Source organism: Reyranella sp., assembly GCF_965228225.1.
Classification (GTDB): Bacteria; Pseudomonadota; Alphaproteobacteria; order Reyranellales; family Reyranellaceae; genus Reyranella.
The window spans coordinates 1546480-1560505 of the sequence record NZ_OZ245801.1 but is presented as its reverse complement, the minus strand read 5'-3'; the positions used below and the strand labels follow the sequence as shown (position 1 = coordinate 1560505).

Sequence of the window (14026 nt, the reverse complement as noted above, 5' to 3'; positions counted from 1 at the left end):
CACGTGAAAATTCCGCGCATGCGCACGACCAAACCGCCGATCTGGCTGCTGATGAGCGCCACCGTCTCCTCGCAGATGGCGCTGACGATCTTCCTGCCGTCCCTGCCGACCATCGCGAATGAGCTGAGCGTCTCCTACGGCACCGCCCAGCTGACGCTCTCGATCTATCTGTTCGCGTTTGCCTTCGCGCAACTGGCGGTGGGCCCGCTGTCGGACAATCTGGGCCGCCGGCCGTTGCTGCTGGGCAGCCTCGTCGTGTTCACGATCGGCAGCGTCTGCTGTGCGATCAGTCCGACGATCGAGACCCTCATCGCCTCGCGCCTGATCCAGGCCTGCGGTGCCTGCGGCGGCGTGGTGCTGGGCCGCGCCATCGTGCGCGACAGCCGCTCCGGCCCCGAGGCTCCCCGGGCGATGGGCTACATGGCCTCTTCCATGGCACTGGCGCCGGCGCTCTCGCCGCTGCTGGGCGGCCAGCTGCTGGGCTTCTTCGGGTGGCGCAGCAATTTCTGGTTCACGGCCGCCTGCGGGATCGCCGTGCTGGTCCTGGTCTGGCGCATCGTCGGCGAAACCGCGCCGAAGGCCGCCCCGCGCACGACCGGCGTGGTCCGCGACTATCTCGACGGTTTCCGCGCCGTGCTGCGCGAGCGCCGCTTCATCGGTCTCATGACCGCGACCACCTGCGCCTCGGCCGGCTTCAATGTCTTCTTTTCGGGCGGTCCCATCCTGCTGATCCAGGTCATGGGCGTGGCCGTCGAGACGTTCGGCTGGTTCACCCTCGCCTGGGCCGGCAACTTCGTCCTCGGCAGCCTGGTCTCCAGCCGTCTGCAGGGCCGGGTGAGGAGCCTGCTGCTGATCCCGGTCGGCCAGGTCATTCTCACGATCGGCGCCCTGGCCATGATGGCGACCGCCGCATTGGGCTATGTCACGCCGCTGGCCCTGATCGGGCCGCTGATGCTGATGGGCTGGGGAAACGGCCTCAACATGCCCAATGCGATGGCGAGCGCGCTGTCCGCCGTCCCCGCCAGCCGGGTCGGTGCGGCCTCCGCCCTGATGGGCTTCGTGCAGATGGTGACCGCCGCGGTGCTGACCCTGCTGGTCGGCTACGTGCCGCACGACACGCAGATGAACATCGGCATCGGGGTCGCCATCACCGGCATCGTCGGACTGATCGGCTGGTGGACGCTGGTGCGGCGTTCGCCGACGGCCTGACCGACGCGGTGGCTTCCACCCGCCGCCGGTCACCCGCTATACCGTTCACCTCGCTGCAACCGGACGACGTGGGACCGCCATGCAATTCATAAACGCCACGGAGAGCCTCGTCGTCGACGCGATCGACGGGCTGTTGCGCAGCAGCGGCGGCGCCAACCTGGCCCGTCTCGATGGCTATCCCGGCATCAAGGTCGTTCTGCGAACCGACCACAGGCCCGGCCGCGTGGCGATCGTAGCGGGCGGCGGATCCGGTCACGAACCGGCACACGCCTCGTTTGTCGGCAAGGGGCTGCTGACCGCCGCCGTCTGCGGCGAGGTCTTTGCCTCGCCGTCGGTCGACGCCGTGTTCGCCGCGATCATGGCGGTGACGGGCAAGGGCGGCTGCCTCGTCATCTTCAAGAACTACACCGGCGACCGCCTGAACTTCGGCCTGGCCGTGGAACGCGCCCGCGCCCTCGGCAAGCAGGTCGAGGTCGTGATCGTGAAGGACGACATCGCGCTGCCGCACCTTCCCCAGCCTCGCGGCATCGCCGGCGTCATGTTCGTCGAGAAGGTCGCCGGCCACTATGCCGAGCAGGGGGCGAACCTGAAGACTGTCGCCGCCATGGCCCGGAAGGCCGCCGACGCGGTGGTCTCTCTCGGTATTTCGCTGTCCTCCTGCACGCTGCCGGGCGTCGGACGCGAAGACCGTGTTCCGGACGGCAAGGCCGAGCTCGGCCTCGGCCTCCATGGCGAACCGGGCGTCGACCTGGTGAATTTCGAAGGGGCGCGCCAAGCGGCACGCGTGCTCGTCGACCGCCTCTTCGCCACGGCCAGGCCGGCGCGCTCCTATGCCCTTCTGGTCAACAATCTCGGTTCCACCACCGCACTGGAGATGAACCTGCTCACCAACGAGGTGCTGGCCAGCCGCCGCGGTGCCAAGATCAAACTGGTACTGGGCCCGGCTACGCTGGTGTCCTCCCTCGACATGCATGGCTTCTCGCTGAGCCTGCTGCCGCTGACGCCCGACTTCGAGAAGGCGCTGCTGTCGCCGGCCAGCCCGCTGGTCTGGCCGAAGATCCGCACCCACGTGAAGCCAAAGCTCGTGAAGCTGCCACGGGAGCTGAAGAGGAAGCCGGTCAGGGCGAGCCGGAACCCGTCGTTGAGCGCGCTGGTGAGCCGGGCTTGCGACATCCTCATTGCCGCCGAGGGAAAGCTCAACACGCTCGACGCCAAGGTGGGCGATGGAGATACCGGTTCGACCGTCGCCACCGCCGCCCGTCACCTGCAGGCCGCGCTGCCCCTGATGCCGCTCGACAGGCTCGACCGTTTCTTTGAGGCAACGAGCGAGGCGCTCGCCCGCTCGATGGGCGGATCCTCGGGCGTTCTGCTCGCCATCTTCTTCTCGGCCGCGAGCCAGTCCGCATCGGGTGGTGCGAGCTGGCAAAACTCCCTGTCGGCCGGCCTCGCGAAGATGATGGCCTATGGCGGTGCCAAGCCCGGCGACCGCACCATGATCGACGCCATCGCCCCGGCCCTCGCGGCCCTGTCGAGCAGCCTCGACGAAGCCGCGAAGGCTGCACGCGCCGGTGCCGACGCCACCGCCCGAATGCAGTCGGCCCGCGCCGGCCGCTCGACCTATGTCTCGTCCTCGCACCTCGAAGGCGTTCCGGATCCGGGAGCGGAAGCCGTTGCCCTACTGCTGGAGGGCCTTGCGAAGGAGTGAGGCCGGTGACAGGTCGCGGCCTTTATCCAGATTGGTCTTCCACCCGTTCTCGGCTGACCAGGGAAATAGACGGTTGAAGAAGCGCATGCTCCGGGGAGTGTTCCTGATCAGCATGTTCCTGATCAGCGCGCTTCTGATTAGCGCGGTATTGATCGCTTTTATGGACACCATCTTCCGTCCAGCCACAATCCTAGCGCGTTGCTGGGGGCGAGCGTTGATCGAGGATGATGTCGCAGCCATTGAGAGAGTGCGTCAACACTATCAAAGTGACGAAGCGATCATGCGCCTCATCGATGAGAATGCTCCGCTGAAGGTGCATTCTTCTCATAAGAGCGGTTGGAAGAAATTCGTGCCTCTCTATCACGGCAAAGGCTATTGGATGGTGGGGCCGGAAGGCGCGTCATCCAACTTCTTGGATGGTACCTTTCCCGCTACGAGGGTCCGCGGCGTGTTCTTCGAAAGTGACCCGCATAAGGCTGACGCATTTGGGTTTAGCTGCAGCGTCCTGGCGTGCGGTGATGTTTTTGATTGCAAAACACACGACCGAGCAACCTTGCCAGACCGCGATTAGACTCCGGCGTTTCCATGGACGAGCCTGCGCATTGGCGGACTGTGGGCTGCCGCGTGCGTTGCGAGACCGCCGACGGTACCTGCTCCCCCAGATACCACCCAAGCTCCCGAAATCGACGACCACCTGCCTTGCTTCGTGTCTGGATAAGCGAAATCGGCATCAGCCGGACGCGCTTGAACCGGCCCTGACCCACTGCTAACAGCGGCCATGACCAGCACGCTGTCCCTCCGCCCCGGTGACCGTCTCCCCGACTTCGTGCTGCCGGGTCTCGACGGCAAGCTGCGGAAGTTCGTCTGGTCGTTCACCGGCGACCCGGTGGCCATGCTCGCGGTGATGGACCTTTCGACCCTGGATCCCGCGCAGTTCGCGTCCCTGCGCGAGGCCTGTACCGCCGCGTCGACCAAGCTCGTCGTGGTCGCCGGCAATCCGGTCGCGGCGGCCGGGCCGCTCTGGAAAAAGCTCGGCGCAGAGCCCGAAGAGCCGCTGCTGCTGTGCGACGAGAAGGGCCAGTTCCTGCCGGCATTTCTCGCCCAGGCCGGCGCGGTGTCGTTCGGCCAGGGCATGGGCCTGCGCCAGCGCGTGATCGCGCTCGACCCCAACCTGAGGGTCGCAACGACGTACGACACGCGCGCCCTGCTGGCCGCCGCCGAGACGATCCGGGACGTTTCCGACTCCGTACGTGCCGACCGTGGCGCCGATCTGCGTCTGACCACGGCGATGGCGCCCGTGCTGGTCCTGCCGCGCGTCTTCGAGCCGGACTTCTGCACCCAGCTCATCCGGCTGTGGGGCAAGGGCGACCACAAGGATTCGGGCGTCTCGAGCCGCTACGGCAACATCGACATGGCCGCGCTGAAGCGCACCGAGGATTACACGATCGTCGAGCCGATGATGCTGAAGGCGGTGTCGGACCGCCTCGCCTATCGCATCGGCCCTGAACTCACCAAGGTCTTCGCCTTCGATCGCGAGTTCACCTTCGATGCGCATGTCGTGCTGTCGTACAGCGCCGAGGGCCGGCATTTCTTCGCCGCGCATCGCGACAATGGCGCGCCTGCTACCGCCGATCGCGCCTTCGCCGTGTCGCTGAACCTCAACGACGATTTCGAGGGCGGTGAGTTGGTCTTCCCGGAATATGCCGCCGTAAAGGTCAGCCCGCCCGCAGGGGCAGCGGCGGTCTTCTCCTGCTCGCTGCTGCACGCGGTCGGCCCCGTCACCCGGGGCCGCCGCTACGCGCTCACGACCTTCTTCCGCCAGAAGCGCTGAGCGCGATCAGGCGGCCCCTCAGGCCACGGCCGCCGGGATCCAGCTCTTTTTCTCGCCCGCGTAAGCGGCGCCGGGATTGCCGTGCACCGTCGTGCGCCACATCAATCGGCCTTCGCGCTCGCCGTCGAACCAGGTCGCGGCATGGACGAGGCAGCGATTGTCCCAGATCAGGAGATCGCCCTCGGTCCATTCGTGGGCGTAGCAGAAGCGACGCTCCGTATAGTGCGCCATGATCTCGTCGAGCAGAGCGGCGCCGGCGCCGTGCGGCCCCGGCTCCAGGCCGACGAACGGCCCCTCGAACCAGTCCATCTGGCCCCATTCACAGAGGTAGAGCGACTTCTCCCCCGTTACCGGATGGGCGCGCACGACCGGCTGCGGCTGCGAACGCTCGTGCGGTGCGAAGGCGCGCGGCGTGCGCCCGGCGAGTGCGGCCTCGCGTGAGCGGCCGCTGCCCGGCTGGGCGTGCAGGCCGACCAGGGTTTCGACCTTCTCCTTCAGCGCCGGCGGCAGGGCCTGGTAGGCCAAGATGCCGTTGGCGAACAGGGTCTGACCGGTCGCGCGCTCGGCCGGCGTCACGGCATAGAACAGCGAGATGTCAGGCGGCGGCCGGCGATAGCTCTGGTCGGTGTGCCAACCCATGCGATGGGGATACTGGGTCGGGATCAGGCCGTCGGCGGCCAGCGTCGGGTCGGGGCGTCTGGGCGGCGCCTTGGAAACCGGCGGCATGTTGGACACCAGCAGGATCTCCGGCACGGAGACATGCACCGACTTCAGGTCCGTGAGCGTGTGGCGATAATCCTCGACCTCTGGGCCGAAGACGCGGCTGAGGCGAATGAGCAGGTCGGGGTCGTCCGAGATCCCGTTCATGCCCTGGATCAGCAGCAGCCCCTTGGCATCGGCCAATGCCGCCGGGAGGGCCTTCGGATCGCTCTCCGCCGCCGCCACGATCTTCGCTGCATCGCCGTCGAGTCGCAGCGTTGCGCCAAAGGATGCGCCGGGAAAAGGCGCCTCGCGTGTGAAGTTCATGCCCATCCTCATGCCAGTGTCATGCCAACCTTCAGGTGCGTTGCCCCGCATAGGGATCGTTGACGCCGTCGAGCGGCCAGATGGGGCGGCGCAGCTTGGTGAACTTGAGCCGCGAGATGTCGGGCGAGCAGATGCCCCCGGAATCCACGAGGACGACCTCGCGGGCGATCGGCGCATAGGCCGCCCGGAAGTGCTGCACGCTCTTCACCACCACCACGCTCTTGGTGCGCGGATCGATGCCCTGGCTCAGGAAGACCTGCAGGTCGATGGTCTGGATGCGGTTGGAGATGGTGACAACGTCGATGCCGCCGATGCGCAAGACAGCGGTCGGTCCCATCGACGTCTCGACGCCGGCATTCATCGGCCCGTCGTTCTTGAATGAACCGTCGGACAGCATCTTGACGATCGCCCTGGCCTTCACCGGCGCGCCCATCGAGGCGTCGGTATGGCCGCCGAGCTCGACGTCGATCTCCGCCCCGACACCGGCCTCGATGGCCTGCTGCACCGTCCCGGGATCGTAGATCGTGCCGAAGGCCACGTTCTCGACCTGGGCGTCGATCAGTGCCTGCAGCACCGGCGTCGTATCGTTGTAGCCGCCGCCACCCGGATTGTCGGTGCCGTCGGCCACGACCAGAGGTCCCTCCTTGCCGGCGCCTGCTTTCGCCGCGGCGATCGCCTCGGCCACGGGACGGAAGTTCGACGTGTTCTCGGTGCGGCGCTTCCAGATCTCGTCGAGGATCACGGCCGCCGCCTCCTTCGCGCGGCCCTCGGCGCCCGGCTCGTGGCTGACTGCAATCGAAGGGCCGGTATAGGGGATGTCGGCCCAGGTGAATCCGGCCTGGACGCTGACCACGTTGATGCCCGGCTCCTTCTCGAAGGCGTCGGCCTTGGCCAGCAGGTCGCGCATCAGGCCGGGCTGCGTGGTCTTGCCGGAATCGGCGCCCTGCAGCATGGCGGGCTGGACCAGCAGGCACGTGGGCTTCTTGCGGCCCTCCAACGTCTCCTGCACGAGCGCCGCGGCCTGCACGGCACGCTCATAGCCGTCGATGTGCGGATAGGTGCGATAGCTCACCAGCGCATTGGCGTGCCGGGCCATCTTCACCGTGGCATTGGCGTGCAGGTCGAGCGTGGCAACGATGGGAATGTCCGCACCGACGATGCCGCGCAGCGCCTCGAGCAGCGCCCCCTCGGCATCGTCCTCGGTTTCCGTGACGGCCGCGCCGTGCAGCGACAGGCAGATCGCGTCGAGCTTGCCGGCCTTCTTCGCCGCGTCGAGGATCAGGTCGCGGATATGCTCCCAGGTCTCCTTCGTGAGCTTGCCCGAGGGCGTGGCATTCGCCGCCGCCGCCCAGACCGGCTCCCAGCCGTACTTCTTTACCGAGTCGATATAGCCGCCCACCTCGTTCTTGGTGCCGGTGAAGCGCGGCACCATTTCCTCGCCTTCGATCAGCCAGCGCTTGCGGTAATCCTCCAGCGTCGTCTTGAGTTTGCTGAAGGTGTTGGTCTCGTGCATGAACTGCGCGATCAGGACGCGGTACGCCATTTCTTACTCCTAGTCTTCCATCCCTCCTCCCCATTCAAATGGGGAGGTGCCCCGTCATCGGGGCGGAGGGGTCATGCTCGTTTTGTGCACTTCCCGACCCCTCCGTCGGCGTGGAACGCCGACACCTCCCCCGCTGACGGGGGAGGAATTTGATCGCTACAGCTTGGCCGTCTTGAGCCACTCGGCCTGGCCCTCTTCGCCGTCGACGCCCGTCGACTCGAGGAAGCGGCAGACCATCATGTAGTAGCCGATGCTCAGGGTGAGTTCGACCAGAGCGCCCGGCGTCAGGAAAGCCTGTACGGCCTTCAGCGTCTTGTCCGAGGCGCGCACGTTGCGCACCACGTCGTCGGTGTAGCGCAACACGGCTTTTTCATTGTCGGTGAAGGCTGGCGCTTCGATGGTGGCGTCGCGCAGGGCGGCGATCTTCTCCTCGCTCACGCCGACCTCGCGGCCGATGCGCTCGTGCTGGAACACTTCGTAGGCGGTACGGCTCAGGCGGCCGACGCGGACGATGGCGAGTTCACGCAGCACCGGGTCGAGCTCGCAGCGATACAGAAGCCCGTTGCCCATACGCAGGAAGCCCTTCGCGCCCTGCTCGGAGTTGGCCAGCATCCGATAGATGTTGAGCATAGGATTGAGCTTGCCGAGCAACTCGGCATGCTTGCCCGTGGCGTTTTCGACTTCGTAGTACGGAATGCGCGGCATAGGGGTCCTCTCTTCAGGCCGCAAACCTGAAGGGAACCCCTTGCGCGGTCAACGCCGCTTCAAATCCAGCCGCGACTGACCAGCGGATTGAGCCAGCGGCCCCACGGACCGGTCAGCACGATGGGATTTTCCACGACGATCAGCGCGATACACGGCTCGCCGGGGTCGGCGATCGGCTCGTGCCGGTGGTCGCCCGGCCCGACCGCGAAATCGCCGACGCCGTAATTGCCGGTCTCGTCGGTATAACCGCCCTGGAGGACGACGGTGTATTCATAGCCGGCATGCTTGTGCTCGGGCAGGCCCCGCCCCGACTCCAGCCGCAGCAAGGAGACACGATGGAAGTCACCCGGCAGGTCGAGCCGGATCTCGTCGAATTTGCCCATCACCCGGCGCCAGTCCATGCCGGACCGCAGGTGCGGCACGAGGGGCGCCGGCGCCCAGTCGAACGCTTGATGACGGCGGCCGGGAGCGGCGGGTCGCGGCTCCACGGGTACCTCGTCGAGGCGAGCCAGAGCCTTTTCCAGAACCGCATCGTCGATCCCGCCAAGGTCAGCGACCGGTTCGCGCTCGATCAGGGCACCGCCGACGGCGTTCAGGCGGTCGACCGTGCGCTGCGACCGAGGGTCCAGGGCAACATGCAGGGCCACGGCGAGGGCCGGACCGTCCGGCAGCGCGCCCGCGGCATAATCCAGCAGAAGTTCATCGGGTGCCGGATGGCGACTCATGGCTCGTCTTTCTCCAGTGCTTCCCGCAGGCGGGCCAACGCCAGGCGGATACGCGACTTCACCGTCCCGAGAGGCAGCTTCAGCTCCTCGGCGATGGCCGTGTGGGTTTTGTCCTCGAAGAACGCCTTCTCGATCACCAACAGCTGATCGGCAGACAGCCCCCCGAGTAACGCCTTCACTCGCGTATACGTCTGCCCTGCGAGAACGGATTTGTCGGCATCCTCACTTTCGGGCGCAAAAACCGTGAGCCAGTCCTCGGTATCGATCGCCGGCCGGTTGTTGCGCCGCAGGTGATCGATCCGCTTGTTGCGAGCGATGGTGTAGAGCCACGTGGACGCCGAGGCCTTGGTCCGGTCGAAGCTGGCGGCCTTGCGCCAGACCATGATCAGGGCTTCCTGCGCAACCTCCTGCGCCGCCTCGGGATCGGCCCCGCTGCGCATGATGAAGGCCTTCACGCGGGGTGCGAAATACTGGAACAGGCGTGCGAACGCCGCGCGATCCTGGCGGGTCGCGATGGCTTCGATCAGGTCTGCGGCCTCTTCGGCTGAAAGCATCGGGCGGGAACCTACCCCGGCCGGCCCTGTGCGCCCAAATCCCAGAACAGGCCGGTCATCAGCCGGAGCCCGTCGCGGGCCACCGGCGCCAGCAGGTGCTCGTCGGGGGCATGCTGCGAGCAGGCGGCATAGGAATGCGGCACCCACACGGTGGGAAGGCCGAGAATGTCGGTGAACACCTCGTTGGGCAGCGAACCGCCCAGGTTGGGCAGCATGTTCGGCTTCTGGCCCGCCGTCTTCTCGATCGAGCCGGAGGCGAATTTCGCCCAAGGGTTCTCGGGATCGAGGCGCGTCGCGTTCATGATGACGTCGCGCGCCTGTTCGATCCCGATCATCCCGAACCCGTGGCTGTCGAGATGCCGGCGCAGCGCCGGGATGATGTCGTGCGGGTCGGTGCCGACCACGAAGCGCAGCTGGCAGTAGGCCACGGCACTGGGCGGAATCGCGTTGACCGGCCGGTCGGGGTTGCCGGTCTTGAAGGCCAGGACCTCGAAGCTGTTCCAGCCGAACACGCGCTCGACCGGGGTCAGCGACTTCTCGCCCCAGTCCTCGTTGATCTCCGGCGCCCCCTCGCCCGCATCGACATGGGCGTCGGCCAGGGCCGCCCGGATCGAATTGGTCAGCGTCTTGGGCCGCCACTCCGGCACTTTGATCTGCCCCCGCTCGTCGGTGATGGTGGCCAGCGCATGGGCCATGATGATGCCCGGATTGGCCAGCAGGCCGCCCCAGTTGCCGGAATGGTGCCCGCCCTCGCGCATGGTGAGCGAGAGGTTGAAATTCAGCGTGCCGCGCGTGCCGCCGAAGATGGTCGGCCGGCGATGATCGAGCCGCGGCCCGTCCGATGCAATCAGGGCATCGGCCTTCAGAGCCTGCTTGTTGGCCTTGCAGAAGTCCGCGAGGCCGGGGGAGCCCGTCTCCTCGCCGGTCTCGATCAGGATCGTCGAATTGAAGCCCAGCGAGCCGCGCTCCTGCATGACGGAGGCCAGGGCGGCGATGTTGATCGTGTGCTGGCCCTTGTTGTCGGCCGTGCCGCGGCCGTACATCCTGTCGCCCTCGATCACGATCTTCCAGGGCGACAGGCCCGAGCGCCACTGCTCCTCCTGGCCGCGGATCACGTCGCCATGGCCATAGGTGAGCACGGTCGGCCTGGCCGGGTCCTCGACCCGGCGCGCGATCAGGAACGGGCCGTATTCGCTGCGCGGATTGGGCAGGACGGTGCAGTCGTAGCCCAGCTTCTGCAGCGATTCCGTCATCTCGCCCGAGACATACGCCTGCAGGGCCGGCATGGAATCGGCCTCCTGGCTGGTCGTCGGGATGGCGACCCGGCGCTGCAGCTCATCGAGGAAGCCGCCCTCGTCGAAATATTTCTCTGCGCGGGCGATCGCGCCATCCCGTGTCCCGGTCATGCTTTCCCTTGCCTGTTTTCGCAGCCACGATAGCAAAATACAGGGAGATGAGCATGACCGCTTCGGGCCGCGTCGTTTTCAGCAAAATGGAGGAAGTGGTCTTCGGCCGACCGGCGGCCGAGGCCCTGTCGGAACTCGTCGAGCGCCAGGGCGCGAACCGCGTCTTCCTGATGGTCAGCGGGACCCTCAACCGGGAAACCGACGAGATCGAGAAGCTGCGCCGGGCGCTGGGCAACAAGTGCGCCGGCACCTTCGACAAAATGCCGGCCCACTCGCCGCGCGCCGCCGTCGTGGCCGCGTCCGAGCAGGCCCGCGAGGCCGGCGCCGACCTGATCGTCACCTTGGGGGGCGGCTCGATCACCGACGCCGCCAAGGCCGTCCAGCTCTGCCTGTCGAACGACGTCCGCACGCCCGAGGACATGGACCGGATCCGCGGCCAGGCGGACGTGAAGCCGCCGACCGTGCGCCAGATCTCGATCCCGACCACCCTGTCGGCCGGCGAATTCTCCGCCATCGCCGGCGTCACCAATGAGGCCACCAAGGTGAAGGAGATGTTCCGCCATCCCCTAACAATCCCGCAGGCCGTCATCCTCGACCCCGAAGTGACGCGCCATACGCCGATGTGGCTGCTGCTCTCGACCGGCATCCGCGCCGTCGATCACTGCGTCGAAGGCGTCTGCTCCCTCGAATCGACCGAATACAGCAATGCCTCGTCGCTGCATGGTCTCTCCTTGCTGGCGCGGGGGCTCGCGCGCGTGAAGGCCGATCCCTCCGACATGGCCGCCCGCCTCGACTGCCAGACCGGTTCCTGGCTCTCCATGACCGGCATCGCCGCCGGTGTGCCGATGGGTGCCAGCCACGGCATCGGCTACGTGCTGGGCGCCGTGTTCGACGTCCCGCACGGCCACACATCCTGCATCATGCTGCCGTGGGTGATGCGCTGGAACAAGCCGGCCAACGCCGACCGCCAGGCCCTGATCGCCAACGCGATGGGCCATCCGGGCGCGGACGCGGGCGACGTGCTCGACCGTTTCATCCGCGGCCTCGACATGCCACGGCACCTGTCCGACGTGAAGATCGGCCGCGAGCATTTCGACCGCATCGCCCAGCAGGCGATGGGCACCCCTTGGGTGCCGCGCAACCCACGCCCGATCCCGACGCCGGCCGAGGTCAAGGAGATCCTGGAAATGGCCGCCTAAACGCAGGTCGACTGCAAATTGGGGCGCCGACCGCCGGGGTGCGGCATTGGCTTCGAATGTTTCGAATATTTCGTTTATTTCGTTTGCGGCCTGACGAGACCGCCCGGACGCAGGGTCGGAACCGCTATCCGATCGAGGGTCAGTCCCACTTGCGGTCGAGGAAGCGCTTCACGTCGTCGGTGAACTGCTGGGGCGCCTGGAGCATCGAGAAGTGGCTGACTTCGGGCTGCAGCAGCAGCCCCGCCCGGGGGATCGCCGCCGCCATGAATTCGGTGTTCTCGCGCTTGATCGCCTCGTCGTGATCGGCGTCGACGATCCAGGTGCGGACCTTGATGGCGGCGAGATCGGCAGCCGTCCAGTTGGGCTGCGTCGCCCACATGGTGCTGATCTCCTCGACGAATTTCTTGTACTCGCGCGGCGTGGCCGACAGCGCCTCGTACTCTTTCTCACCGCGGGCGATGAATTCCATGAACACGGGGCTCTTGTTCACGTCCTTGACGCCGCCGGGATCGGAATTGGCGGCGAAGGCAAAGAGGCGCGACACGCGCTGCGGATGGGACATCGCCAGGCTGAGCCCGATGATGGCGCCGTCGCTCCAGCCCACCACCGCAGCCTGCGGCACGCCGAGATGGTCCATCAGTCCCAGGACATCGGACGCCATCAAAGCGTAGCCGTAGGGCCGGGCATCGCGCGTGCTGCGCCCGTGGCCGCGGCTGTCCATGACGATCACCCGGTGGGTCTTCGCTAGTTCGGGAACCTGATGGCCCCAGTAGTTGGAGTTGGCCAGGCCGCCATGCAGCAGGATCACCGGCGGACCGCTGCCGAAGGTGGCGTACCAGATCGAGATTCCGTTGACCGGCGCATGGCCGCTACTCGCGGCCGGCGGCAACGAGGGCGTGGGCGGCAGCGTCATCCAGCGCGGCACCGGCTGGGCGGAGACGGACGAGGCGACGACGGCAAACAGGAGGCCGAGGATAAAGGCGTGCATGCCGAACGATAATCCCGGCGCAAGGCAATGCGCCAGACGCAAGCGAAAGCTCCCTCTCTGCGTTCGGGATGACAATTTTCGCGGATTGGCGCCGTGCGTCGATGCAGAAAACGCTGTCATCCCGAACGCAGTGAGGGACCTTTGAGCAGCAGAACGATCAGATCCGGCCCTTGCGCTTCGCCACCGATTCGGAGAGCAGGCAGAGGATCTCCCACATCATCGTGACGCCGACGAGCGCGGTGTTGCCGCTCATGTCGAAGGGCGGCGAAACCTCGACGACGTCGCCGCCGACGAGGTCGAGGCCGCGCAGGCCGCGCAGCATGCGCTGCGCCTCGTGCGGCGTGTAGCCGCCGATCTCGGGCGTGCCGGTGCCCGGCGCGTAAGCGGGATCGAGGCCGTCGACGTCGAAGCTCACATAGGTCGGGCCGCTGCCGACGACGCGGCGCGCCTCGGCGATCACCTTCTCGACGCCGAGGTCGAAATACTCCTCGATCGTGATCACGCGCATGCCCTGGTCGAGGGCCCACTGGTTGTCGTCGGCCTTGTAGAGCGAGCCGCGAATGCCGATCTGCACCACCCTCTTGGGATCGAGCAGCCCCTCCTCCACGGCGCGGCGGAAGGGCGTGCCGTGCGTGTACTTGAAGCCGCCGAAATAGCTGTCCCAGGTGTCGCTGTGGGCGTCGAAATGCACCATGCCGAGCGGCGGCAGGCCTTTGCGGATGCCGCGCATGATCGGCAGCGTGATCAGGTGGTCGCCACCGGCCGACAACGGCACCACGCCCGCGGCATGGAGCTTCGCGTAGTGCTTTTCGATGCGGTCGAGCGAGTCGTCGAGGCTGGCCGGATTGACCGGCGCGTCGCCGAGATCGCCGCACCGGGCCAGCTCATAGGGCGCGATGCCCGTCACGTGATGGATGCGCCGCATCATTGTCGAGAGGTCGCGCATCTGGCGCGGGCCGTGCCGCGCGCCGGGCCGGTTGGTCGTGCCGCCGTCCCACGGCACGCCGACCATACCGATCTCGACCTCCGCCGGGTCGCGGAACAGCGGCAGGCGCATGAAGGTGGCGACGTCGCCGAAGCGCGGCACCACGGTGCCGGCGACCGGCTGGGGGAAGTCCTGGCTCCTGGTCATTCC

The 14026-nt window shown here is 66.9% G+C and carries 13 protein-coding genes; 5 read left to right on the top strand and 8 right to left on the bottom strand.

The annotated features are described in order from the left end of the window. Window positions 1–18 precede the first annotated feature (18 nt). From ACO07K_RS07480 to ACO07K_RS07465, 4 genes are all read left to right on the top strand, one after another. Entirely contained in the window at window positions 19–1209 is a 1191-nt protein-coding gene (locus tag ACO07K_RS07480) for a multidrug effflux MFS transporter (RefSeq protein WP_422035284.1), read from the top strand. Between the two features lie 79 nt (window positions 1210–1288). Further along, window positions 1289–2914 carry a dihydroxyacetone kinase subunit DhaK gene (locus ACO07K_RS07475; protein ID WP_422035283.1) on the top strand — a complete coding sequence of 542 codons (1626 nt, stop codon included), beginning with the start codon at window positions 1289–1291 and terminating at the stop codon, window positions 2912–2914. Between the two features lie 73 nt (window positions 2915–2987). Then, complete coding sequence (locus tag ACO07K_RS07470; protein WP_422035282.1) at window positions 2988–3485, top strand: hypothetical protein; 498 nt, start codon at window positions 2988–2990, stop codon at window positions 3483–3485. A 207-nt stretch (window positions 3486–3692) separates the two neighbouring features. Beyond that, entirely contained in the window at window positions 3693–4745 is a 1053-nt protein-coding gene (locus ACO07K_RS07465) for a prolyl hydroxylase family protein (protein WP_422035281.1), read from the top strand. Between the two features lie 18 nt (window positions 4746–4763). Here the strand turns inward: ACO07K_RS07465 and ACO07K_RS07460 are convergent, their stop codons facing one another. The 6 genes from ACO07K_RS07460 to ACO07K_RS07435 form a co-directional block, all read right to left on the bottom strand. After that, window positions 4764–5771, bottom strand: coding sequence for a TauD/TfdA dioxygenase family protein (locus ACO07K_RS07460; protein WP_422035280.1), 1008 nt, complete (start codon window positions 5769–5771; stop codon window positions 4764–4766). A gap of 31 nt (window positions 5772–5802) precedes the next feature. Further along, window positions 5803–7314, bottom strand: a complete 1512-nt coding sequence (locus ACO07K_RS07455) for a M81 family metallopeptidase (RefSeq protein WP_422035278.1) — start codon at window positions 7312–7314, stop codon at window positions 5803–5805. 156 nt (window positions 7315–7470) lie between these two features. Then, on the bottom strand, window positions 7471–8019 hold the full coding sequence (locus tag ACO07K_RS07450) for a carboxymuconolactone decarboxylase family protein (RefSeq protein ID WP_422035277.1): 549 nt from the start codon (window positions 8017–8019) through the stop codon (window positions 7471–7473). A 59-nt stretch (window positions 8020–8078) separates the two neighbouring features. Then, a complete protein-coding gene (locus tag ACO07K_RS07445; RefSeq protein ID WP_422035276.1) occupies window positions 8079–8744 on the bottom strand; it encodes a ChrR family anti-sigma-E factor in 666 nt (221 codons plus the stop codon). Next, a complete protein-coding gene (locus tag ACO07K_RS07440; protein WP_422035275.1) occupies window positions 8741–9298 on the bottom strand; it encodes a sigma-70 family RNA polymerase sigma factor in 558 nt (185 codons plus the stop codon). The genes ACO07K_RS07445 and ACO07K_RS07440 overlap by 4 nt, the downstream gene beginning before the upstream one ends. 11 nt (window positions 9299–9309) lie before the next feature. After that, window positions 9310–10704 carry a M20 family metallopeptidase gene (locus tag ACO07K_RS07435; protein WP_422035274.1) on the bottom strand — a complete coding sequence of 465 codons (1395 nt, stop codon included), beginning with the start codon at window positions 10702–10704 and terminating at the stop codon, window positions 9310–9312. A gap of 53 nt (window positions 10705–10757) precedes the next feature. Between ACO07K_RS07435 and ACO07K_RS07430 the strand changes: the two genes are divergently transcribed. Beyond that, the gene (locus ACO07K_RS07430; RefSeq protein ID WP_422035273.1) at window positions 10758–11903 is read left to right on the top strand and encodes an iron-containing alcohol dehydrogenase; all 1146 of its coding nucleotides are present in this window, start codon (window positions 10758–10760) and stop codon (window positions 11901–11903) included. A 139-nt stretch (window positions 11904–12042) separates the two neighbouring features. Here the strand turns inward: ACO07K_RS07430 and ACO07K_RS07425 are convergent, their stop codons facing one another. Further along, window positions 12043–12891, bottom strand: coding sequence for an alpha/beta fold hydrolase (locus tag ACO07K_RS07425; protein ID WP_422035272.1), 849 nt, complete (start codon window positions 12889–12891; stop codon window positions 12043–12045). Window positions 12892–13048: 157 nt separating this feature from the next. Next, window positions 13049–14023 carry an agmatinase gene (gene speB, locus ACO07K_RS07420; protein ID WP_422035271.1) on the bottom strand — a complete coding sequence of 325 codons (975 nt, stop codon included), beginning with the start codon at window positions 14021–14023 and terminating at the stop codon, window positions 13049–13051. Between the last annotated feature and the right edge of the window lie 3 nt (window positions 14024–14026).

Excerpts from the sequence above, each read along its gene's own strand:
- ACO07K_RS07460 (WP_422035280.1), bottom strand. The coding sequence starts at position 5,771 with ATGAACTTCACACGCGAGGCGCCTTTTCCCGGCGCATCCTTTGGCGCA.
- ACO07K_RS07480 (WP_422035284.1), top strand. The coding sequence starts at position 19 with ATGCGCACGACCAAACCGCCGATCTGGCTGCTGATGAGCGCCACCGTC.
- ACO07K_RS07445 (WP_422035276.1), bottom strand. The coding sequence starts at position 8,744 with ATGAGTCGCCATCCGGCACCCGATGAACTTCTGCTGGATTATGCCGCG.
- ACO07K_RS07475 (WP_422035283.1), top strand. The coding sequence starts at position 1,289 with ATGCAATTCATAAACGCCACGGAGAGCCTCGTCGTCGACGCGATCGAC.
- ACO07K_RS07425 (WP_422035272.1), bottom strand. The coding sequence starts at position 12,891 with ATGCACGCCTTTATCCTCGGCCTCCTGTTTGCCGTCGTCGCCTCGTCC.
- ACO07K_RS07435 (WP_422035274.1), bottom strand. The coding sequence starts at position 10,704 with ATGACCGGGACACGGGATGGCGCGATCGCCCGCGCAGAGAAATATTTC.
- speB (WP_422035271.1), bottom strand. The coding sequence starts at position 14,023 with ATGACCAGGAGCCAGGACTTCCCCCAGCCGGTCGCCGGCACCGTGGTG.
- ACO07K_RS07455 (WP_422035278.1), bottom strand. The coding sequence starts at position 7,314 with ATGGCGTACCGCGTCCTGATCGCGCAGTTCATGCACGAGACCAACACC.
- ACO07K_RS07430 (WP_422035273.1), top strand. The coding sequence starts at position 10,758 with ATGACCGCTTCGGGCCGCGTCGTTTTCAGCAAAATGGAGGAAGTGGTC.
- ACO07K_RS07465 (WP_422035281.1), top strand. The coding sequence starts at position 3,693 with ATGACCAGCACGCTGTCCCTCCGCCCCGGTGACCGTCTCCCCGACTTC.
- ACO07K_RS07450 (WP_422035277.1), bottom strand. The coding sequence starts at position 8,019 with ATGCCGCGCATTCCGTACTACGAAGTCGAAAACGCCACGGGCAAGCAT.
- ACO07K_RS07440 (WP_422035275.1), bottom strand. The coding sequence starts at position 9,298 with ATGCTTTCAGCCGAAGAGGCCGCAGACCTGATCGAAGCCATCGCGACC.